23 protein-coding genes are annotated in these 23787 nt (G+C 44.2%); 2 read left to right on the forward strand and 21 right to left on the reverse strand.

The window, feature by feature from the left end:
• Positions 1–175 precede the first annotated feature (175 nt).
• Positions 176–907 (forward strand): alpha/beta hydrolase, encoded by a 732-nt coding sequence (locus tag NO352_RS11795; RefSeq protein WP_268599490.1) that lies wholly within the window; start codon positions 176–178, stop codon positions 905–907.
• 127 nt (positions 908–1034) lie between these two features.
• Here NO352_RS11795 and NO352_RS11800 read toward each other — a convergent pair whose 3' ends face one another.
• Positions 1035–1526, reverse strand: coding sequence for a low molecular weight protein-tyrosine-phosphatase (locus NO352_RS11800; RefSeq protein WP_268599489.1), 492 nt, complete (start codon positions 1524–1526; stop codon positions 1035–1037).
• 215 nt (positions 1527–1741) lie between these two features.
• Between NO352_RS11800 and NO352_RS11805 the strand changes: the two genes are divergently transcribed.
• Positions 1742–2410 carry a thiamine diphosphokinase gene (locus tag NO352_RS11805; protein WP_289355741.1) on the forward strand — a complete coding sequence of 223 codons (669 nt, stop codon included), beginning with the start codon at positions 1742–1744 and terminating at the stop codon, positions 2408–2410.
• Positions 2411–2523: 113 nt separating this feature from the next.
• Here the strand turns inward: NO352_RS11805 and chrA are convergent, their stop codons facing one another.
• The 20 genes from chrA to rnz all read right to left on the reverse strand — a co-directional run bounded on the left by chrA (position 2524) and on the right by rnz (position 23578).
• A complete protein-coding gene (gene chrA / locus NO352_RS11810) occupies positions 2524–3747 on the reverse strand; it encodes a chromate efflux transporter (RefSeq protein ID WP_289355742.1) in 1224 nt (407 codons plus the stop codon).
• 144 nt (positions 3748–3891) lie between these two features.
• Entirely contained in the window at positions 3892–4866 is a 975-nt protein-coding gene (locus tag NO352_RS11815; protein ID WP_289355743.1) for a hypothetical protein, read from the reverse strand.
• Positions 4853–5404 (reverse strand): hypothetical protein, encoded by a 552-nt coding sequence (locus NO352_RS11820; protein WP_268599486.1) that lies wholly within the window; start codon positions 5402–5404, stop codon positions 4853–4855. Before NO352_RS11820 ends, NO352_RS11815 begins: the two co-directional genes overlap by 14 nt.
• A gap of 10 nt (positions 5405–5414) precedes the next feature.
• Positions 5415–5789, reverse strand: coding sequence for a hypothetical protein (locus NO352_RS11825; protein ID WP_289355744.1), 375 nt, complete (start codon positions 5787–5789; stop codon positions 5415–5417).
• Between the two features lie 78 nt (positions 5790–5867).
• Positions 5868–6338 carry a hypothetical protein gene (locus NO352_RS11830; RefSeq protein ID WP_005549910.1) on the reverse strand — a complete coding sequence of 157 codons (471 nt, stop codon included), beginning with the start codon at positions 6336–6338 and terminating at the stop codon, positions 5868–5870.
• Between the two features lie 19 nt (positions 6339–6357).
• On the reverse strand, positions 6358–8394 hold the full coding sequence (locus NO352_RS11835; RefSeq protein ID WP_289355745.1) for a GTPase SAR1: 2037 nt from the start codon (positions 8392–8394) through the stop codon (positions 6358–6360).
• Entirely contained in the window at positions 8384–10306 is a 1923-nt protein-coding gene (locus NO352_RS11840) for an ATPase, T2SS/T4P/T4SS family (protein ID WP_289355746.1), read from the reverse strand. The genes NO352_RS11835 and NO352_RS11840 overlap by 11 nt, the downstream gene beginning before the upstream one ends.
• 3 nt (positions 10307–10309) lie before the next feature.
• Positions 10310–11140 carry a CpaE/TadZ family protein gene (locus tag NO352_RS11845; RefSeq protein ID WP_289355747.1) on the reverse strand — a complete coding sequence of 277 codons (831 nt, stop codon included), beginning with the start codon at positions 11138–11140 and terminating at the stop codon, positions 10310–10312.
• Positions 11127–11861: a hypothetical protein gene (locus tag NO352_RS11850; RefSeq protein WP_268599481.1), complete on the reverse strand. Its 735-nt coding sequence runs from the start codon at positions 11859–11861 to the stop codon at positions 11127–11129. The genes NO352_RS11845 and NO352_RS11850 overlap by 14 nt, the downstream gene beginning before the upstream one ends.
• A 55-nt stretch (positions 11862–11916) precedes the next feature.
• Entirely contained in the window at positions 11917–13161 is a 1245-nt protein-coding gene (locus NO352_RS11855; protein ID WP_289355748.1) for an SAF domain-containing protein, read from the reverse strand.
• Positions 13158–14684, reverse strand: a complete 1527-nt coding sequence (locus NO352_RS11860; protein WP_268599480.1) for a serine/threonine protein kinase — start codon at positions 14682–14684, stop codon at positions 13158–13160. The genes NO352_RS11855 and NO352_RS11860 overlap by 4 nt, the downstream gene beginning before the upstream one ends.
• A gap of 179 nt (positions 14685–14863) precedes the next feature.
• Complete coding sequence (locus NO352_RS11865) at positions 14864–15934, reverse strand: SAM-dependent methyltransferase (RefSeq protein ID WP_289355749.1); 1071 nt, start codon at positions 15932–15934, stop codon at positions 14864–14866.
• Between the two features lie 89 nt (positions 15935–16023).
• Positions 16024–16383, reverse strand: a complete 360-nt coding sequence (locus NO352_RS11870) for a thioredoxin family protein (RefSeq protein WP_289355750.1) — start codon at positions 16381–16383, stop codon at positions 16024–16026.
• The gene (locus tag NO352_RS11875) at positions 16380–16721 is read right to left on the reverse strand and encodes a cyclic-phosphate processing receiver domain-containing protein (protein ID WP_289355751.1); all 342 of its coding nucleotides are present in this window, start codon (positions 16719–16721) and stop codon (positions 16380–16382) included. Before NO352_RS11875 ends, NO352_RS11870 begins: the two co-directional genes overlap by 4 nt.
• Positions 16722–16791: 70 nt before the next feature.
• Positions 16792–17712, reverse strand: a complete 921-nt coding sequence (locus tag NO352_RS11880) for a deoxyribonuclease IV (RefSeq protein WP_289355752.1) — start codon at positions 17710–17712, stop codon at positions 16792–16794.
• Positions 17693–18589, reverse strand: a complete 897-nt coding sequence (locus tag NO352_RS11885) for a DNA-formamidopyrimidine glycosylase family protein (RefSeq protein WP_289355753.1) — start codon at positions 18587–18589, stop codon at positions 17693–17695. The genes NO352_RS11880 and NO352_RS11885 overlap by 20 nt, the downstream gene beginning before the upstream one ends.
• Positions 18590–18678: 89 nt before the next feature.
• Positions 18679–19512 carry a TIGR01457 family HAD-type hydrolase gene (locus NO352_RS11890; protein WP_289355754.1) on the reverse strand — a complete coding sequence of 278 codons (834 nt, stop codon included), beginning with the start codon at positions 19510–19512 and terminating at the stop codon, positions 18679–18681.
• A gap of 504 nt (positions 19513–20016) precedes the next feature.
• Positions 20017–21111, reverse strand: coding sequence for a Gfo/Idh/MocA family protein (locus NO352_RS11895; protein ID WP_289355755.1), 1095 nt, complete (start codon positions 21109–21111; stop codon positions 20017–20019).
• 434 nt (positions 21112–21545) lie between these two features.
• Complete coding sequence (locus NO352_RS11900; protein WP_289355756.1) at positions 21546–22541, reverse strand: metal-dependent hydrolase; 996 nt, start codon at positions 22539–22541, stop codon at positions 21546–21548.
• 119 nt (positions 22542–22660) lie between these two features.
• Positions 22661–23578 carry a ribonuclease Z gene (gene rnz / locus NO352_RS11905; protein ID WP_289355757.1) on the reverse strand — a complete coding sequence of 306 codons (918 nt, stop codon included), beginning with the start codon at positions 23576–23578 and terminating at the stop codon, positions 22661–22663.
• Between the last annotated feature and the right edge of the window lie 209 nt (positions 23579–23787).

Below are 23787 nucleotides of genomic sequence, written 5' to 3' on the forward strand. Positions count from 1 at the left end.
ATAACAGGGTGTTACAAATTTGTGAACTCACTCACATACTCGATACTTGTTCGCGGAACATTATATAGTAGAAAGCCAAAAATCCTGCTTTTTTCTATAGTGATTCTCTAATCAAGACCATCGAATTTAGTATTCACCAACATTGATAAAATTTTGCATGAAGGCGGTGCTATGCATGTCAGATTCTTCAATCTTAAAAAGAACTATTGTAAAACACGATATTCCAAGCAAATATCTCGAAGGAGGCAGCCGTCACGTTCGCGTATACTTGCCGCCGGGATACCAGGAAATTCTCAGCTACCCGGTTGTCTATTGTCAGGATGGAGAAGATTTCTTTAATTTCGGTCGCATTGCGACACACGCGAATCAGCTCATTATCGAAGACGATATGGAGCCATTTATTATCGTTGGTGTCGATGTAAATAAGAAAATTCGCACTTCAGAGTACGCTCCAGATGGAGAACGATTTGATTCGTATACACGTGCATTCGCAGAAGAAATTGTACCTGCAATCGAGCAGATGTATCCTGTTCGAACAGACTGGACAGAAATCACGCTTGCCGGTGATTCACTTGGGGGTACAGTATCTCTGCATTTGGCACTAAAATATCCTGATAAGTTCCGCCAAGTAATCTCATTATCCGGCGCCTATTATCCATATTCGCAGCAGCTAATTGCGAAGGAGCAGGATCTTTCATGGCTGCATCTCTTTATGATTGTTGGTTTGCAAGAGACGGCCTTTACAACTGATACGGGCACTTACAACTTCGTTGAATTGAACCGAGATACACATAAGCTTTTTACAGATCGAAAAGCACATGTCCACTATGCTGAGCATGATGGACATCATTTGTGGGGATTCTGGCAAAAATACGTCCCAGATGCTCTGCGTCATTTCCTAGACTAATCAAGCCCGCCTATCTTATAGCTGTCACATTACGAGCAATGATATGAGACATCCCTATTTAATAAAAAAAAGTAGTGGCATACAAGGATGTATGTCACTACTTTGATCCTATTATAATAAAATTTTGTCACATGAATTGATGTTCATTTTTGATTCGCTTTAATAAGCGCTCGCAACCTGTCTTAATTAAGCGGTATACCTCTTCGAAATTGCCTGTATAGTACGGATCAGGAACCTCGTCGCTATTCTCTTCCGGCAGCAAAGACATGAATCGAAGAACTTCTGATGTCCGAGTGTCTGAACCGTTCCAATCCAGCACATTACGTTCGTTGTTCGGATCCATACAAACAATATACGTAAACGTCTGAAAATCCGTCGGTATCAACTGGCGCGCTATCATCCCCTCATAAGTAATACCATGCTTGTCCAACAACTTGCGCGTTCCTTCATGCGGCGGATGACCGATATGCCAGTCCCCTGTTCCTGCTGAATCCACTTGAATCACGTGTTCCAAGCCCGCCTGCTTTACTTGGTCACGGAACACGGCCTCAGCCATAGGAGATCGGCAGATATTTCCCAAACAAACAAACAATACTTTTACTTTCGTACTTTCTGTCACAGAAGCTCCCTCCTTTATTATCACTATTTTACTGTTAGCGGAATTCCCCCAACATATAAATGGTCACATCCTCCATAAGATTTCACTTATTGTATCGACTGTCACTATGTAATGCAAATGGATTTTATATTTGGTTCGACTTGCATAATTCGATATAATAAAAAGGATGCAGCATGCCATCAACCCTATTAGTGAATTAAAGGAAGGTCTTTACATTGCCAAACGATCTAAAGTTACCCATAACACCATCACATATTGCCATTGTAGCTGGAGGAGCCATCTCGGAACAAATTCTGATGCAAATTCAAATTTGCGATTATATTATTGGTGCCGATCGAGGCGCACTATATCTTGTACAGCATCAAATCACACCTGATCTGGCCTTAGGGGATTTTGACTCTGTCACTGATGCTGAACGTGAACGAATTCGTGAATCAAGCAGGCAGTATACAGATTGTGACGCGATCGATAAAAATTATACCGATTCAGAGCTTGCATTCAATCGTGCGTTAGCGATGAAACCATCGCAAATTACAATGTTCGGAGTAACCGGTACACGTCTTGATCACACGATGGCTAATATACATTTATTGCGTAAAGCCGTTGATGCAGGGATTATGTGTCGTATAATCAATGACCATAACATTATTATGTTAACAAACTCGACGGTAACACTTCAGACTAACAATTATCCTTACGTATCTTTACTTCCTTTGAGCTTAACGGTAACAGGGATTACATTAACCGGATTTAAGTATCCGCTTGATGATGCAACACTACATATCGGACAATCTCTAGGGGTTAGCAACGAATGGGATGATGTTGATGCCGCAACTATTCAAGTAAAGGAAGGCTACTTACTAATCATTTGCAGTCGCGATTGAATGTACACTGCTTTTCCTGCAATCTTATCCTCAATCTTCGTAAGAAAATAGCCATTTGATGCTCCAGTACGAATGACTGACATCAAATGGCTGTTTGATAATCACTACTTTACTTACAACAGCAACATCCCCGACAAGGCAGACAGTAAAACCGTAATCAACGGCGATTGCTTCCATACGATAAGTGACATTACCCCAATGAGCACAATGCACATATGCAATGGAGTAGTAACTGATGTCGTAATTACAGGATCATATAGAGCAGCTAGCAATAATCCCACTACTGCTGCATTAACCCCATGTAATGCAGCTCGAACTACTCGACTTCGTCGGATATGCGACATAAATGGCAATACCGCCCCCATCAGTAAGTACGAAGGAAGGAAGATAAATAAAATTGACACAATAGCCAGTAAAACCCCAAAACTACCGTGGCTAATGGACGCCCCGATAAATGCCGCGAATGTAAACAATGGGCCCGGAACGGCCTGTGCTGCTCCATATCCCGCTAGCAATGTCGAATCGTCCAACAATTCCGCGGACATTAACTCCTGCTTAAGCATAGGTAAAACAACATGTCCTCCGCCAAATACTGATGCCCCTGTACGGTACATCATTTCCATAAGCTGAGTTAGTACACCGGGAATATATGAGCCCACTATGGGCAGGCCAACGAGCAGCAAGATAAATAGTGCCAGCATCCATTTTGCAAAAGTACGTGAAATCATGGTCATAACTTCTTCTTCGCATACGGTTGAAATGCCTCCATTTCTGGAGGTTAGTACAGATTCATCCAGTTCATTTCGGAACAATAAGACACCACCAGCTAGTGACAGTGCTATAATCATTAGCTGCCCGTATACGCCAGGCAGTAGAAGAGATAGAATAGCGGCAATGATAGCAATCGTTCTGCGGTGCGTATCAGTCGTCAATTGCTTATTCATTCCCCACAATGCTTGAATAATGATTGGGACAGCAGCAATCTTCAGTCCCTGCAGCCACCCTGGATCTTGACTAGGCATCCAGTTGATCCCATATGCAAATAAGGCAAGCAGACAAGCAGATGGGAACGTAAATCCCAGCCATGCTGCTATACCGCCAAGCCATCCTGCCCTGCTTATCCCAATTCCAATTCCTAGCTGGCTGCTAGAAGGGCCGGGAAGCATTTGACTAACAGCTAGCATATCTGCAAATTGTTGATCAGTAACCCATTTTAATTGCCGCACATAAGTTCTATGGAAATATCCAATATGCGCTGCTGGGCCTCCAAATGAGGTTACCCCCAATTGAAGTGCAGTCACAAACGTTTCTCGTAATTTCTTCCTATAGGTACTCATTCTTGTTCGATTGCTCCTCGTCTCATCACCGTAATGTCTTCATATCTCCTATATTGTTAGCATGAGGCACGAATCGAGACAATAGATTTACAATATCTCAACATAGTGCCCTATATAATTGATGAATACACGAGAACCATTTCATTAGGGACATGATCTTATGAAATACCCTCGTTTAGCAGCATCAGGAGCAGACAAATAAGATTCTATCGCATCTGTAGGAGCGCATCTTTCAGGAAATGCATATTTAATTCCATTTATAATCGTGCCACGATAATTATCCCGCTTCAGCAGCCGTGAACCACCAAGTGCATAATGATTATATGTAGAGTAGCCTACAGGAAGACCTTGAATAAAAGCCATTACTCCGACATCATTAATCGTATTATGCCACTCTTCTTCAGAGATAGCTGGTAGTGTAAACGTGTAGGAAACGCCATTTCGCAGAGAAATCTCATTGTGTGCGTTAATCGTACTGGCCAATGCGTTCTGAACTGTATTCACGATTGTTGTACGTCTTACTGAATCGAAAAGATGATCATCCTTCAGAAGCGGAATTTCCGCCGTATCGTACTTCAACTCACGCTGATACCCTGTAATCCATCTTTTCGAAGACGGATGATATATCGTAACATAATCATCCAGCGTGAACCCGATTACATTTCCGTACTGATCCGTAAAGCCATATGGCAATGTAGGTTTCCATACATGATTCAGTATTGCATCTCCACTTCTGCCGACATACTCTTCTTCAGCATATATATCGAGACCATCGTAACCAATGATTGCAACCACCGGTATATATCGCTTCAACTCATCCTGTTTTCTGACACCATCCCATAGTCCAAAGTTAAGAAATAGCGTCATGAAAAATGATTCAACTGCATCGTCCCGACGAAGCTCAAGCCGCTTCTTTGATTCATAGCCTTCCTCTGTCTCCTTCCAAACTGCTGATGTCCGCAATGTGCGGGCCGCATCATCAACCGCTTGATTCATTGCGTCGTTAAACTTCAGCTCAAGCTGCAGCTTTTCCGCTTCCTCTCTTGCTTGCAGCTTATTCACCCAAAATAAAGGAAAACAGATTAAGACGAAAAGGATTGAGAATTTAACTATTTTCATTTCGAACCATTCCTCCGACAGGAATACGAATTCGCTCCGTTGGGCCAAACGAGCCAGTTAACCAGTCCATAATCATTGCGGCTCGCGTCCGATTCGTATTGCTCACAGATACAAAGAAATAGTCACCAATGCTAAGCTTGTATTTACGTGTAGTTGATTCGACAGATTGACCATCTCCTGGAAACATTTTTTCCATAATCATTGCTTTATTGTTCAATTGATACCGAATCGAATAGTCACCAGCAAACGTACTATTCTGAACGGGATCCGTGTATATTGGATCATATTTTTTCTCATAATGTTCTACAACAACCTCGTATGTATTTCCTGTCCGCTCGATATCCGTCATAAAATCATTCCACATGACAGGTGTAATCGCTCCCTTATCCCTTACCGCATCTGAAAATGTAGATGCACTTCTCATCACATACATCACAGCCAAATCATCCTGCCGCTGATATGATTCTAATATCGGGTAAAGGAATAGCAGCAAAACTCCTATCATCACACTAAGCAGCTTCAACACTGCATTCCCCACACGAATCCTCCTACCTGAAGATCATTTTTCGGATGTCGCCACCTTCATTTCGTTCCACGCTAAGTTCATAACGCTTGGTTCGCGATATCGCATCGAGTTGAATCTGATCAAGATGGATTGGTGAAGTAAATCTCAAGCCTTCGACTACTAGTTCAACATTTGTCCTCAACTGCCCAATAAACAAAATGACGTCAGCGCATGTTATAGACTTGGAGCGTATCGGATCAATCGTTGCGCGAACACTGCGATCCTTATCTTGGTTCGCAGAGTCCACTTGTCGAATTACAGAAGATGTACTTCCAATCATTTGTAGAGCGACAGCCAATGCGACTACTAACAATATGGATGCTACCGCTAGTTCAACCATTCGACTCGCATGATACATACTGAATTACTCCTTTAAGAATAGCGACTATTGTAAAAGTATATTGATTCTGCCATCACACAGTTGGTAATTAATCCCCTATTGCTGCTCAAAAACAATTCCTCTTGTCACATTGCTGGAATCAACAATTAATTTTGCTTTAAACTTACCGCTTGGATTCACATAGTTATCCGACGACTCATTCAATGCCGAATCAATACTGTCATTTCGATTGTTACCTGCAATTTCGCCATTTGGCAGCACATAATAACCATAATGGTTCCCATCTGATTTGCTGGCTCTGTTTTTGCCTGTAACTACACGAATACCAAATTGATCTTGTTTAAAAAACTTCCGTATTGCATTGATAACCTGAGAACCGCTTACCGAGGTATTATCATATACCGTAAAAGATGCCTTGCTCAGCTCTGTCTGGATGGAGGAAAACTCATTTTGCGCCGTCTTCGTTGCCTCTTGTGCGCTGACGAACAATAAGACAACGATCGTAATTAATGCAATGGTAAGAAAAATCCCTGCTGCCACCTTCAATGCAGATTGGGCATTATTCATACTTCATACACTCCTTTGTTTATAGGTTTCGAATTTGTTCAAAGGAAGAGCGCATTTGCTCCGCACTCATCCACACAAGCGGTATAACGAGATACAAAAAGATTAATGCGTATATCGGTGCGAACCCCAGCCATCTTCCCCATCCTGCTTTTGCCTCAATGCTTGCTTCGTAATGATGTCTAAGCATATCCTGCTCATAGCCCCAATCCTGCTCCGCATCATCAAATGCCTCAACAAGCGGAATATGATTATGGGCAAGCTCCAGCTTGTCAACAAGTCTTACAAAATCAGGATATGGCGCTTGAATGCGCAACTGCTTAAGCGCACGATCTGATCCGCTCTCCCAATTTAGCAAACATACTTGTAATGGTCGGCGGAACATAATCGTGCACCGACTCATCCATTCCATCATCATTTCGGCTGTCATGCGCTCAAAAGCTCGCAGCATCATGCAGAGCGATTGCATCTGGCTGATTTCTGTACGCATATCTAACTGCCTTATCCGTATACGAAGACGCAAAATGATAACAGTTGCATAAAAGGCACACCATCCAGCGATAAATGGGAGAGCAACTTCCCACCAAGCCACCTTCATCTCACGAAAATACATGGCAAGCGGGACAATTGATTTTGTTAATTGATCAACACGTTGGGGACTCCATTCAGGATATGTCTCCGTAAGAGTCGTTTTCAGATCAAGCTGAAGCCCCGAACTGCCTATATCTAATGAAACATTACTGATCCACTCTTTAACGAAATCCTCATGCAATCCTGCTTTTTGTGACGTGTCATCGATTTGATTCCACATCCATTGTGCAGAGCCGAAGTGAAGAGATAGAATTAGCATAAAGCATATAGTGCAAGTTACGATTGCATGTACAAAACGACGCCCAAAGTATTGTTCTAATGTCATTGATTCGTTTGCTTCGTGCAATAAGTGCTGTGCTCGCTTAATCTGGTCATTCGAACGACAGTTCACCCAATTAACGAGCATTCGTCTGATTGCTCGCCGATCCAGCAATCGTTTGCTCCATCCAATATGGTTGACTTGTTCATGTCCAGACACATGTCTCCAATGGAGCTGTTGCAATAAGCGATGACAAATGAGTACAGATAAAAACACAGTTAATTGAAGAAGCCAGCCAAGCTTCGAGTTATAAAACAGCTCCATCGCCGGGAAATAAGTTATAGCCCATCGCTCCAGAGGATCTGTAAATAAAATTGGAATAACAGCAATGGCTTTTAATCCCCCGAGCAAATAGTCAAGCCTTGTACGCATGACCAACTCTGTTTGCATTTCACGCACAATCATGGCAAGCCCCTTTAAATAAGAGGAGCCATCTCCCCCCTTCGGATCGCCATATTCTGCAACAAGCTTGGATAGGCCCCCAAACATTTTATAATACCGGTTAGGTGCTGCTTCCTCAAAGACAGACATGGCTGTATCGGTATCAGGATCCGCAATCATGTTCGCAACACGCTGTAAATGCGGTACAAGCATCGGATGCGCTCGATCAATGGTATCTTCAAGCGCGGCATCTACCATTTTGTATCGATGATACGCATGTCTCATATGCCCTATTGATAGGGAAGATAATCGTAGTAACTTGATTTCTGCACGAGTAATTACCACATCTCGATATAGACTTTCCGCCACACTAAGTACAACAATAAGCATGATCCATGACAAGATATTTTGATCAAAGGTGATAAATATCGATACAGCAACAAGAATCGCCAGTCCACTGCCGAGAAGTATGGAAACAGTACGCTCTCTTAACAGCCATTCATCATAACTGTATAAAGGTGCGAGCTGCTGCCGGAGAGATGTTGTCTTTTTCTTCAGTAAAGGAACTTTCAAACTGCAGCGGTATGCTTCACGCAGCACTCTCTTATAAAATTGGCAGAGACCAGCAATTCCGGTCGTGTGTGCCCGTGCACCAGTTTGACTCGCAACCACACGAGTCGGGCCCAGTTTTCGAGACAGCATCCACAATATCCAAGCAACGAGAATTGCTCCAATTGCAATCCATATCAACAAGCTGCTAGCTGGCAACCGAATATCCTCCTTCCTGAGCAAGCCATTCTCGGAAGCGCAGTTTGTCCTCAGTTGTCATTTCTGCTTCCATGGCTTCCTTCTGATTTACGGAGATTGGATTTACGAGATAATATCGACCATGATGATACTCAATAATATTGCGATGCGTGAATGATCGAGTACGCATAATATACCGATGCATACGCTGTGTAGAATCAATATAACTATCCCATGTTATGTTTGGAATCAAAGGCTTCTCGTCATTCAAATCACTTTCGTCTGCATTGTTAATCGGTATACATTCCGTAATTCGTTCAATATATCGATTTCCTTCCGCATCCCGCGCTAGATGAACATCAAAGTGAATAACCTGGCATACCTGCTGCTCTGCAATGGATTCATTATGGAACATTCCTGTCTTAAGCAGCGAATTCCGCAGTGATAACACGAGATCAGGAAATGTCTTTGCATGGTGAGTAAAGACAGTAAATAAGCTCGCAACTTGTGACATCTGTATCATCCAGGCTGCAACCGGGTCTGTTGCCACTTCACCTAAAATATGTACGGTTCCGTCCGTCTTCTTTTGTACATCCAATCCAGCTTGTCCGGCTATCCGTTCTGTCTCCCGAAGTGTCAAAATATTTCTTCCTGGATAAATCTTGCGAAGGTTGAGCTCAAAGGCCTGTTCCTGTACTCGAAGCGGATAAAATGCATAAATCGATTGAATTAATGCCATTAACAATGTTGTTTTCCCTGATCCTTGTGCACCTGTAATTGCCGTTATTCTTGCCCCTCGCATTAGGAAATGCAGAAGTTTAATCGGAAGCTCGGCATTCTTATCTCGAATAAGCTGATCAAGTGATACGACCTGCGTATCAAACTTTCGTACGAAAAATGACCACGATTCAGCAAATGGCGGGCGCAACACAACGACACGCGAACCATCCTTCATATGATTAATCCGATATCCATCCGCTTCAGTAAGCGAACCAGGCGTTTGATATTTATAGATATTGTGGCATACTCGGCGCAATTCCGATTCTGTCCCGAAAGTGAGAAATGCTAGCCTAATGGACTTCCCCTTATAAAAAATCCAAATACTATCACATGCACGCAGCATGACACCAACTGCAGGTTCACCTTCGTTCTTTGCAAATGAAGCTCGAGAGGGATTAGACCAGTAATCCCCTTTCGTCATTGCTTCATCGGGTATTCCACTAACACCACCTGATACACCATCAATTCGCATATCACGAATCTCATCAATGACAGAAAACCCCTTATAAAGCTGGTACAACCGCTGAGCGATAATGCGAATTCGATCCTCCCAGCTGAACTGAAGCCGTTCTAAGCGAAAGGACGTATCAATATCTTCTGACGTAATCACATCATGCAATTGATACTCGCCTTGAGCAGACAACATACGTTTCCGTTCATCCCAACCATATTTTTCGATTAGTCTACTCAAGGCATCCAAGCCATGCCGCTTCTTATAGACAAATAACAATAAATCAAATTTGTCTTGTGATGTTAACTGCTCTGGACGCTCGATTGGCAACAACTGATCTGCGTTGCTTTTTGTCAAGCGGATCTGCTCCCGAAGCATGTCAACAATCCATTCCTTAATGTACTCTTTATCAGCAATATCGCCGCTGCAGCATGAACGCAAAGATTTTCGAAGCGAAACACGACGTTTCATTTCACGTGAAAATTCCTCTTCTTCACGGTACATATCTAGCGGTAGATCACTCGTCCATGCTAGAAATGTATCTTTCACTGCTTGATGCAGTCCGTCCCACGTCCATTCAACCTCATTTCGATAGACAATCTGGCTTCGCCAATGTCGAAGCATACGCAAATAAACATACAATGCAACAAATAGAATGGCTCCAGCGAGAATAGAGAATAACACGTAACTCCATAATGACATCTCCTATCCCCCCGCCTTTCTGCTTCTTCCAGGATGATAACCAGACACTTCAAGGATATATCTGCATAATTTCTCATGCTCAGAGATGAATGGAGAACGTTTCCCCCGATCCTGACGGAGAGATTGACGCAGGTACCAATCTATCAGCATCCTATCGTCTGCTGCATTGCGGTAAGCGGATGAATAAGGCATTGCAAAAATGGGCTGATGAAGAAAATACATTCGTTTCACATTTATGGGATTCAATCTAACATTTGTATCATACTGACCGATAACAAATGCATCTGCTCTTTTACTTATATTCTCCATTGCATTATGGATCTCTGACCGAACTTGTGATATCACAGCAATAGTACCATGCAGATGCATGTTCCCTGTGAGCTTCAAAGAAATAAAATCCTGCTCATTGATATCCCACAACACAAGATCATATCGCTTACTTACAAGCCTTTGTACATGAAGAATAAGATCAGCATTGAGCATGTCTTCCATTTCCCCCGATTCGTAACCAGGAAGAATGTCTAATCGGCTCATCACGCTCGTCATGTAAGTAGATATTGATTCTTCATCAACTTGATGATTTTTTAGCATGCGGACTAGAGCGCTCCATCCGTTCGGAGTCGTAAGACGACCTCCAATTCCCGCCTCACCAACAAGGTCAATAGAGGGTGGAAATAATCTTTCTACTCCCTCTCCCCTACCTTTGGCATGTATGAGCAGCACATTAATGCGAAATTGCCAGGCAAGGCTGATTGCCGTACAAGCAGCTACGGTTGATCCCCCAGCCATCCCCCTGCCTGTAGACGAAATCATCCAATGTTTACAAAGCGGCATGATTCATTCGTCCCTTCTTTGGCGTTTTCAAGCATTGCCTCCAGACTCGTTCTGCCAATTTCCCGGTGAAATGCTCGGTCAATAACCGCCAAGCACGTTTTGTAGCACGAGGATAAGCATATGTTTGCAGCTGTCCCTCATGAATGCCTGACATACGTGCCATCCAATTGCGTTCGTCTTCTTCAATGGCAATATATTCTCGAGACCACCGATGCTCAAAAATTGAAAAATACCATTCCATCATAAATTCATATTCATCTTCAGGCATAAATGAACGAAGAAGTACTGGGACAAATTCTAGCTCTTCCCCATCATATTGCTGCTGAAACGCTTGCAACCATTCCCTATTCTTTTGCAAGGAATAACGCTCCATCGTTTGCACAAGAAAACGTACATCTATCTGCTTCCACTGTTCAGCATTGCAAAACAGTGCACGATCCGTGTCAATAATAATATGCTCGTATGAATCCACACTACCGCCATGCCATTCAATCAGTTGGAGCATGTCGTCCCAGGATACAGCACCGGATAGAACATCATAGCCATTCCAGCTCATAATAGGAATGGGCGACTGAGTCAACAGCCCAATCTCCATTCCAATCCTTCTCGTTGTTGTAGCATCTACAATTAGAACCTTCTTTTCTAATCTCGTTAGGAACGTCGCTAGCGCCACTACATGATCGCTCTTATCACAAGCGCCTACGAAAATACCTATCGTCATCTTCCTAACTCCTCCCGTACATTCATCTAATTATGTATGAAAACAATTCCCTTCATTACTGCTTCGTATTGCCTGGAATCGCCTCTGAGAATATGAAATTTACTTTATCAATTGGAGATTCCCCAACAGTTGCAACAGGATTCGCATCGTTCAGTGTATTTGCATCTTTTTCTTTGGAAGCATCCTTAGGAGAGTGGTTATCCTTCTTTGCAGTCTCCTGCACCTTTGAACTTTTACCATTTTGCGAATCAGAGTGTTGATTGGTTACGACTGAACCACCTTGATTGCCGGCAGGTTGCAGTTCTTTGGAAGGCACGGAACTAGGCTGTCCCACAAATGGTGAATTTCGGTTTGCCTCAGCGGCTCTTCCTGTTAAAGGTGATTTCTCTGAATTAGAAATACCATCTGCTCCCACATGAACTGAAACGTAAGAAGCATCTGTATGGTTGGCTTGCGCATGGTTCCAACCATTACCTGAGCCGTTAGCTGCATCCTGTTGTTCCCATTCCTTCTCCATTCGTGTTCGGATTAATCGGGCTAATGCAGTATCTGCCTTTTTCACGATGTTCGGGTCAGACTCAATCAACTTCAAAACTAATTCATTTGCCGGATAATTCGGGATAGCTTTATTTTGCATTTGAGGCTCTATGTACCGCAAAGCATAAATCTGCCCTCCGTTCAAATAGGCATCTACACATGCACTTGAGAATAATAGCCTTTCTTGTTCGTCCAAATGAGCCCAAATAGTTGGATACTGAATACTTTTAATTTCTTTTTTGCTGAGTACGATATAGTCTTGACCATTTGGAAACCGGATTCGCACATCAATCATGTCTCGTTCTTGTAGACGCAATGGGAGCTGGATAACCGCTGTCTCCACCCAACGCACATCGTCAGTCATCTTCTCATCTTCATACAACATCGTTGGAATCACTGGTGTTCGAGGCACGGCATCTATCTTTAATATCTTTCCGATGATTTGATCTGGATGATTCAACAGTTGCTTCGGAGCAAGATTTGACGATATTTCAATTCTCGCAATGTCATCTGATCGAATGCGCTTGCCGGCAAGAAGCGACTGCTTGAATATCCAGACGCTTGTGCGATTTTGCAATTCTGCATCTGCAATTTTCCGCAGCTTGGTAATTTCGTCTTTATACTGAGCAGTTTCCTTGAGTTGTTCAGCTTCATTTTGCCCCATGGCCCAAAAATGATAGCCTCCTATAAGTATTCCAACCAACGTTGCTCCACCTACCGACGCTGCAATTAGCTGCTTCGTCTTTCTTGTCCATCTTCTCAACTTCGTACATCTCCTCTCTCTGCTTTATTTCTGCTTATCCATCGCCGCAAGCGAGAGACAAGCCCTCCTTGTTGTATCGGACCGATTAATTGTTCTACCCAGCGCTTCGTATCCTCCGTACATTCGAACGGATCCGACTGAATCGGAATAGATGAGGTTGCTTTCGCTCCTCTCCACTTCCTGGTTCTAGTTTTTATTGAAAAATCCGATTGGAGAACACCCAATACCCAACGATTGAACCTTCTTAGCTCAAACTCTCTGACGAGTTCTATATAATCTTTCTCTCTCCAGGGGGCTAAACTTCCTACAAGCACAGGGATATGTGCCCTCATGAATTCGTCCATACGTTCACCCTGATCATCACAACCAAGGTCTAAGACGATATATTCATAGATACCTAGCAAAGATGGAAGAGGGCTCGTACCAAACTTCCACTCCATACAGTCAATCCCAAATAACTTAAACAAATCATCGCTTGCTAAATACAACTCTTCTTCCCCTTCATAGGCGTAAGCTAATGAAGGTATCACGGAGTCTTCCTTATAATTGGCGTCGATATATAAGGTACTTCTACTCTTCTTGGCAAGTACGGCAGCACACATCAGTGCTGAATGCGTAGTTCCAAGTCCTGATGCAGCTCCCCAAAAGGCGATAACTGTCCCTGCGTTCGCCTGATGCCATGAACTTCTCTCATCTAGACCAGCACCATATGTATTCGAATGGCCTGTAAATAAATTCCTTAAGTCCTCAATCAACTCATCAGCAGATTGATAACGCTCCTCTGGCAGCTTCGCAAGCAGTCGTGTAAGTATCCCAAACATGTTCTCCGGTACGTCCTTTGCAAGCATCGAAGCCGTTAACGGCCGTTCCCCCTTCCATGCACCACCAGTAAGCATATGGCTAACGAGCGCGCCAACCCCATATAGATCTGTTCTCGCATCTGTCTGTTGTCCCCGATACTGCTCTGGAGCTGCAAATCCAACTGTCCCCAGCTTCACAGTATCTTGTTCCGATAGTGGATTTACATTTCTCGCTATACCAAAATCAATGAGCTTCACTTGCCCATCCTTCGCCAGCATAATATTAGATGGCTTTACATCGCGGAACACCACCGGTGGATTCTGTTGATGCAAATAGGAAAGTGCCTCACATACCGGGAGAACGATACGTATCGATTCTTCAAAACTTAGCGGCTTTATTCGCAACCGATCTGCTATCGTATGCCCTTCGATATACTCCATTACCAGGTAAGCTCTACCGCTTGTATCTGGTGGATAAAAATCAACGATTAGCGGCAAGTGAGGATGACGAAGCGTGGTTAGTATCGATGCCTCATGAACGAGCTGTCGCACGTCCTGAGCTGCGGGTCTCGACTCCTTAATCGCCCACTGCTTACCGATTAAACGCTCATCATTGGCTAAATATACAACGCTCATTCCTCCTGTTCCGAGTAAACGAACGATACGATATCTGTCGTACAACAAATATCCAGCCTGCAAATGGGCCGTAATGGATTGCGCCATAAAATCCCCCCAGGCGACAAAAAAAGCACCCTGATTGACGAACCTACCGGTTCGTATCAATCAGGGTGCTTCCCTTCGCTCGTATTCATTTGTTGTTATTTTATGCCATATCCATGCAGTTGTCTAGTCTTTTTTAGAACTATGCTGGACTTTGCCATACTTCACTGTCCGAGTATAAGCTACATCTTCATCATGTACAGGGTGATTTCGTCACGATTATGGAACAATTGCTTTGCGCGAATAATATGAAGATGCTCCATAAACATCTCCTTCACTTCACGTATCGTCTGCAGCGGCTTCTTATGCATCAACTTTACCGTAACAATAACAGTACCGCCTTGCACAACCGAATCCAACAAGCCAATCACAAGTTGAGCAGTAACCTTAGGGCTCCAGCTCATATCGCATACGAGCAAATCAAATTCGCCAGGTTCCAGCGCAACATCCCCAGCATTGCTCTTATAATATGTTAAATTCGGGTGTTCAATCAAGCTAGGATGCATTGCTGCCGGATCAACAGCAGTAACCTGAATGCCCCGTTCCAGCAAGAGGCTCGTCCAACCGCCTGGTGCAGCACCAATATCAAGCGCATTACGGTACGCCGCAAAGTCCAGCCCAAAGGTACGTTCTGCTTCCAAAAGCTTAAACTTAGCACGGGACACTTGTCCCTCCTCACGCCGGAAACGTATTGTACCGCCAGGCCAATCCGAACCAGCCTGCTCCGGAGTCATGAGCCCTGCATATACAGCCCCATCATGAATGAACAAAGCTACAATGCGCTCTGGATCCTGGATCGCGACAGATGCGCCCTTACGTTCAACTGCAGATCGCAGCGCATCACGAAGTTCTTTATCCAAGGATTCGCCCGCCGTACTGGATCGCACATGAACCCCCACACGAAGATTTGTGATTGAGCCATCTACAGATTTCATCAATTGGTCGAGCAAACAACCTAATGTATGTTCTTGATCGCTTTGCAGCGCCTGAACATCAACGGCAAGATCAACTGGCTGTAAATATCGGATGAATATCGCCGGTTCTGACTCCATCACGTGGAATACTTCACTTCGATCTACTGGCAATTCCATCAAAGCAATTTCACCGGAGACGAGCATACGACTCTTCAACTGGCCAAATCTTCTTCGCCATTCTTCCTGCGCATATGCGATATAGCCGTGGTTGGATGTAACAATCCAGTGTGATCCTTGTTCGTAATTTGTGTCTATTTGTATCGGATGTAATAATTCCAAGCAGTGCAACCTCCAAATGCTGAATCAAGCGGGCTTACTTCAGCTGTTTCCATTTCATTTTGTTAACTATAGAGCATTCATATACGTCATTAACTATCTATTTTCCCACTCTTCAGACGCTCATAAAGGAATGATACAGAATGAAAAGCATATATTTTGTCCACGATGCCTGTACCACTACGATTATCCCATACCAACAGGCAAGGGACACTTTCAATTTGCAAAGTACTCACCCATAAAGGAATAGAGCCAACATTGACAGCCGCAATTTCCAAATTTGGGTTCGTTGCTTCCACAATTTCAAGCATTCGAGAGGCTAACTGGCATGTTCCACAAAATGGACTATGTATAAATACCGCATCCCATTGCTTAAAAAACAGCTCTACAGCAGACAAACTCACAGATTGCGCCTGTGCTGCCTTCAACTGCTTGTCTGAGATCAATATCATACCATATTTTCTCGTATCTGCGTCAGCAATGAATCTGGCATCGGCCCATTGCTAAGCTGAACATGCTCAGGCTTATTCGCGTAAAGCATCTCGAACATTCGCTTTCTGCCAAGTACGCTTGACGTATGCAAATAGATCGCTGTCTGCGGATAAAGACCGCGCAAGACTATCTCTCGAACAAGGTCTGTTCCCGTTTTCTCGTCGGCTCCCAAGTCATGATCCAAGGACAGGATTCCTACTTGCTCATGCTCCAATAGAAGTAGACACTCCTCCGCATTGCGAGCTAGCACAAAGCCTTCTGGACAGCGACGGTAATCATCCAAAAATACATGTATCATCTTTCATCACTTCCTTACATTACTCTGATGTCTGTTCAAGTGTAAGGTGCATTATGCTCAAACCACAATTTTATCCATTCGTCTGCAAAATGTTTTGAATAAACATCCATTCTTGTCCATGCCCCCCTGACGGGTCACCAGGCGTTTCCAGCACGAACATGCAGTGTTCCAGCTCCTTCGATCTAAGCAACTCTGCAATGCCATCTGCCCCAATATACCCCTGTCCAAGATTCGCATGACGATCCTGTTTGGAGCCATAGGTCTCCCGAGAATCATTCAGATGGACAGCTTGAACATGATTCCAATAGTCGTGACAACTTCCAGCCTCGAGCATCTCATTGGTAGCAGAAGGATTCCATAGCCCACTTGCATAAGCATGACAGGTATCAAAGCAGAAGCCGATTTTATCGGGATAATTACTTAATCGTCGGATGCTTACTAGCTCTTCAAATGTTGCTCCTAACCCGCCATGATTACCTGCCTGATTTTCAAGCAGCAGCTTGGCACGACCATTCCACACAGAAAGGACGGTGTTTAACGTGACAATTATATTTTCGTAGCTGTGCAGCTTCTCTGTATCAGTGGCAGGTGTACCTGCCCCTCCCTTATATGAACCAAAATGAACCACAATTCCAACTGATCCGCATGCTTCCGCAATCATTAGATCGTTGAGCAGCGATTGAACTGTTAGTTGAAATTTCTCAGGTGAGCGAGCTGCATCTACAGCTAAATTTGTTGGATACGGCGTATGGGCAATAGATTCGATGCCGTGCTGCTGACAAATATCACGTGCAGCTTGTGCATCTGTCTCATATCCACTCTTTACCGATAAGCCCCTCGGATTTTTACTGAAATACTGATAGCTGCGAACACCCACCGCATGCTGCAGTTGTACAGCCAATTGCGCTGCGTGCGCATATCCTCCCCGTAATGGCAAATGACAACCGTATGCACGCGCAGCGTGGCTATTTTTATTCGTTTTCGTGGCCATCTGCCGTAGGATCTATCTGACATTTCGGACAGAAGTTTGAAGGGCGACGTTGTATCAACGTGACTTCAATCGGCGTGCCGCATTTCGGACAAGGCTCTCCCGTCTTGCCATGAATGGAGATGTCCATTGCTTCCCCTGCATAGGACTTCTCATGTAGTTTAGAAGATATTTGTAAATCCATATCATTTTCATGTTCAATTGCATGATGCAATACATCAAGCATTGCAAAGAATATCCGATTCCAATGCTCTTCTTTCAGCTTTTCCGTGCGTACTGTAGGAAGAATTCCTGCAGCAAAAACAATATCATCCGCTAAGTGGTTTCCAATACCAGCGATAATGTTCGGATTGGTAAGTGCAGACTTCAAAGTGGTGCGGCGCTTTGCGAATCGCTGACTGAAACGCTCTGGTGTCAAATGGCGAGATAGTGGATCTGGGCCCAACTCAAGCTGCATATCCTCTACCTGCTTCGCTGTTAACCACATGATATGACAGTTACGCGCCCCGAAAATTGCCATCGCTGCATGATCAGTGATGACGGCAAACTGTGAGTGGGACACATCATGCACTTGATCCGCTTCTGCAGAAGAATGGCCCACTACTCCATGAGCAACTGCCTGTAACGTAGAAACGATCTCTAGACGACTCCCAGCTCCGATCTGAAGAACAAGTCGTCGGCCATCATCAAGATGCCAAATCAAATCCGTCCCTCTGCGTTCAATAAATAAAATTTGTCTTCCCACTAATCCATTGGTCAAGCTATGGAGATCCGTATTCAGCCAAGACTCACGTTGTACATGCAGGCTGCGAATGCGTTCTCCGGTAACCAGCTGATCTAGCTGTTTGCGGTATCGTTCCATAACTGGAATTTCCGGCATCTCGCATCTTCCTTCCTAATTTCACATTACATGATCACCATGTATGTTCTCTCTTATATTTTAATATCATTAATCATATAGGCTATTTATTATAACATTTCCTTCATGAACCATTTACGTACCTGCTCCATGTTATGAAAGACCATGTCAGGCTTCACACCGGCACGCGCACAAAATGATTCATAATTATCGGGTGTAGTAACCCCTGTATAAGTAAGTGCTGTACGGCAGCCTGCATTAGCGCCGGCAAGAATATCCGTCATCATGTTGTCTCCAATTACAATTGCGTTTTGCGCCGTACATCCCAGCCGTTTCATAGCCTCATCCATAATGATGGCACTTGGTTTGCCTATTACGACAGGCTCTACACCTGAAGCCGACTGGATTGCCGCTCCGATCGTACCAGCCCCCGGGGAAAAACCGCGATCCGAAGGCAGCATGACATCTGGATTGGTTAAGATCGATACTGCGCCTTCTCGAACGGCACAAGCCGCTGCTTCCAGCTTAGCGTAGGTCACATTTCGATCCAGGCCTTGAACGACAACTCCAACATCAGAGCCCCATACTTCTTCCGCTTGCTCCGTCCAAGAAATCCCGACATCCTCCAACGCCCTCTGCAATCCGTACTCGCCTATCATGAATACCAGTCTATCCGAATATCTCTTCTTAATATACGATGCAGCCGCCTGAGCAGAGGTGAGAACATCTTCAGCAACAGCCGATATACCAAATTGCTGCAGGTGAACCGCCACTTCTTCAGGTGTCCGTGTTGAATTGTTCGTTACAAACAGATAAGGAATATCCATACTCCGAAGGGTCTCTATTAGCTTGTTCGCTCCCTCAATCGGAGAAGTTCCATGATACATCGTTCCATCCAAATCTATGAGCGCATATTGATTTCTGCGCCGGATTCCATTTTCCATTCTTACACACGTTCCTTCCCAGCTTGAAGCATGCCGGCCATTCTAAATAACAGCACATCTACAAGCACGATCAACATCATAATAAGCACTCATTAGCTTTCCTAATAAAAAGCATGCAATATCCAGTAAACAACGGATTCAAATTTCAAGAAAACTTTGGTCTGCGTGCCGCCAACAAATTTTACACTTCTGTTTCATAGCATTATTATTGTCAACTCAATAGAGCCAATGCTAGTATACGCAATTCCGAGCCAAAAGGACAGAGTCTCATCAGACCAACAATTCCGATGCCAATAAATGAGGACAACAACGCTGAACCGAAATCCGACCCGCAAGGTGAAATTCCAAGATGTGTTCAGAGCGCATAATCTAATGTAAAAAGAACAACTCCCGTCATTCCCATGAATAGGAACGGGAGCCATACTTGGCAAGGCAGAATGAGTTCATTTGCACTCACCCATACAATAGGCAGCTAAACAAAAACACCAATCTCCTCATAAATCATTACCGCTGCTCCCGTGCTTCCGAAGATTGAATCACACGATCTACCAAGCGCTCGACAACAAGCCCATCTTCTAATGTTGGAGCCAGCTCGTTCCAACGCTGATCTCCATTGTGGCGCAGAATGAAATGGTGAAGCGAAGCGAAATGGCTGTCTTGGAATATCCCCATCGTTGTCTTCTCATCAGGAAGCAGCGAAAGCGAGTCAGGTTCAGGAGCAGATTCGTGACGACCGTTTATGAGATGAAGCTGAGGCTTCTTATCCGATTCCAAATTACATGTAATACTGCCTTTCGTCCCAATGATATGCACACGAAACGCATCATCACCATAGGCAATACGGGATACCTCAACAATACCTTGTACGCCTTGAACTGTTTCATACTTCATCATTGCCCAGTCATCAACATTAACAGCTACTCGTTCGTCTTTGCCATTACCTGCTCTCCGACTTTTAATAAAAGTTTCTGTACTGCCTTCTATACTCTTCAATTCACCAAACCAATGGCGCAGCAAATCCAGTGCATGAACACCTAAATCGATAATTGCTCCTCCACCAGACAACGAGTCATTTACTCGCCAGCTGTATGGACGGACATCACTTAAATAACCCGAACGCAAATAAGCCAGTCTGCACTGGAGCACATCTCCGATAATCCCTTCGTTAAGCCAAGCTTTAATCCGCATGACAGCAGGGTGATACCGATAGACAAAGGCTAACTGCTGCGTAAGCGTTGATGGGACATCTGGCAGCAATTGCGCTGTGGACGCAGCACTTTCCGTTACAGGTTTCTCACAATAAATAGCTTGATTATATTGAACCGCCAATCGTACCTGCTCAGCATGTAGCGCATTCGGTGTACAGATGCTTATTGCTTCAGTCCCGTTATATTGCAAAGCTTCCTCCAAGGAGGAGGTTACGTGAGCAAATCCAATTTGCCGTGCCTGCTCTAATGTTTGTTCAGGACGACGGGTAACGAGTGTATTCAATACAGGTGTTACAGGAAGCTGCTTAATGATCGGCAGCGTTCGCAGTGCAGTCATATGTGTTTTGGCAATATTGCCGAAGCCTACGATCGTAAATCCAAGAGTGTTCATAATGAATCCACCTTCCTTGATTTGAGCAACGAATTAGGTGCTTCATACTTAATAAAGTGCGTTGGGAAATGAGAAACTTATTTCTACATTGTAAAGAACCATTTCATGGCTGGCAAGAGTGGAAACACGGCACTATAATGCGCCGATTCGACGCAGAATGATGGTAGAAGCTGTCGATTGCGGACAGTCCTTGATGTATACCTGTCCCCTGATAAACTATTTGTCAGGTTCTGCGCTTTCCCGGGAAACTATAATGAGGACTTGCCTCTTTCAGGGGGCATTTCACAACATCATAGGCCCCAACATATCTTGATGCAAAAGAAAAAAACGGATCGCTCCGCTTGATTAGGGACAGGTATTCACGCACATATGACACGGGGATTCACGTTTCTGATTTACCTTTCTTGTGCGAATATTGCGCAATACAATCCTGTTTATACATAAGGAGGCTCCCACTCCCTCTTACTCCAGCCTACTTTCGTATTGACAACGCGAAGCTGCTCATCCAACTCTACCTCAACGCCGAATGGAAGACCTTTTCGATGCCAAAATCGAACATCATGCCATATAATCTTATACCCGTTACGCCAACGCTGTGAGCTTACAATGACATGCTCAGCAAATCCAAGGAATGCCCGTACTCCATCGGTTGTTCTTGCATGCTCCAACACATGATCATCAATGAAGTTTTTAGTGTACAGGCAATGCTTATCAAAGGACACGTCTGATAAAATCCGCAATGGGCTGCGATGCCGAATCCAACCTGTTTCATAATGTTGCTCATACTCCACAACATATTGCCAGCTCAGCCAAGTGACCTCAGGAATAAGCTGATGATGAATTCCACTTGAAAACTGCTCCTTCAGTCGGCTCAGCAATCGCTGATGCACCCTCCATCGCCATATGATATATAATACGGACACCAAATATCCCAATACGAATAACCATGCTGCATCCGCCCGTGTCATCCATAACCAACTTATAATCCCGACGAGATGAATGGCAAATAGAAATGGATCGAATAAGCATAATACATCTGCATGATGCCATTTGGATGAGAAAGGTTTGGCTGCTTGAACACCATATGCATTCAACCAGTCAAGCCCAACATGGATCATAACTGCAAGCCATGAATACAGCATAACAATCGGCCAATCTCCCCACACTGCAAACAACATTGAAACCGGCAGAGCAATGGCTATTGGCCATACAAACCATGCTGGGACAGCATGCGTAATGCCTCGATGGTGACGCAAATAGGCTGCATAGCTGCGAAATCGTGTTATGGCATCGAAATCGGGCGCATGTGAAGAAATGAGTGTAGCCGTCAGAACCGCGAAGAACAAACTAGGACGCTCCGCAACCTGAGGATGTACACAAGCAGCCCCTGCCAAAGAAGCGCCAAGCAGCAAATGACTCGCAGTATCCATCCATAACCCCTCCTTTAACATCTCTGTTGCTCTCGTGCAATTGCCTAGGCAATTGCACTTACAACAACTCGGTTATGGATAGCGTATCGAGTAAGCGTTAACGCAGCATTGATGTGATATTAAGATGTTGTAACGATCGCATGCTCATCGGCAAGAACCGTATTTTCAAATACGTCACGTGCTTCCTGTAAAAGTTCCTCCATCCGTTCATCATTGTATCGTGAACTAAAATGAGTCAGAGCAAGCTTCTTGGCTCCTCCGGACACTGCGGTTTGCGCTGCTTGCCGAGCCGTGCTGTGGCCAAATTCATTTGCATTTTCGCGTTTATCTTCCATAAAGGTTGCTTCGTGCACGAGTATATCAACGTCTTTCGCGAGCGTGACCGCATTTTCGCAAGGACGAGTATCGCCGAGTATGGCCACAGACTTTCCAGGTATCGGTTTCCCGATGACAGAGGATGCTTGAATTCGTTCCCCATTCGAAAGTATGACATCCTGCCCTCGTTTCAACTGACCGTATAAAGGTCCCGGCGGCAGCTCCTTTTCCTTTAACAGCTTTAAATCTAGACGCCCTGGCTTTTCCTTTTCTTGAATTCGATACCCAAAGGATGGAACACGGTGATCAAGAGGCAGTGCCGTAATTATAAATTGCTCATCCTCCCAAATCACGCCAGACTCTATCTCTTGGATATGAAGCTCATAAGGCAAGTGCGTCTCACTTAATTCAAAAACAGTATGTATAAATTGATGTAACCCTGCAGGACCAAATACGGTCAAAGGAGACACCCCGCCTTGGTAAGCGCGACTAGACAATAGCCCCGGTAATCCAAACAAGTGATCGCCGTGCAAATGAGTGATAAAAATAAACTCGCACTTGCCTAGCTTCAATGGCGACTGCAGCACCTGGTGCTGGGTGCCCTCTCCGCAGTCAAACATCCAGAAGGAACCGCGTTCTTCGTACAATCGGAGCGCAATCCCGCTTACATTGCGGCGAGTCGTCGGCATGCCAGCGCCTGTTCCTAAGAAGTAAATATCCATACTCATACTCCTTTGCTTCTGTAATTAAATACGAAAACAATATCATCTTTTATTTAATCTATTTAATCATTAATATTTTAAAATGTTTTACACACATAGTATGTCTCACTCCACCAAGATATAATAAGCTCCGTACTGCCTGACAGCAATACGGAGCTTATATTATTGTCCATACATAAGTGTGACACACTGCTGCACAGACATCTAGT

It is taken from the genome of Paenibacillus sp. S-12 (assembly GCF_030363895.1).
Classification (GTDB): domain Bacteria; phylum Bacillota; class Bacilli; order Paenibacillales; family Paenibacillaceae; genus Paenibacillus_B; species Paenibacillus_B alvei.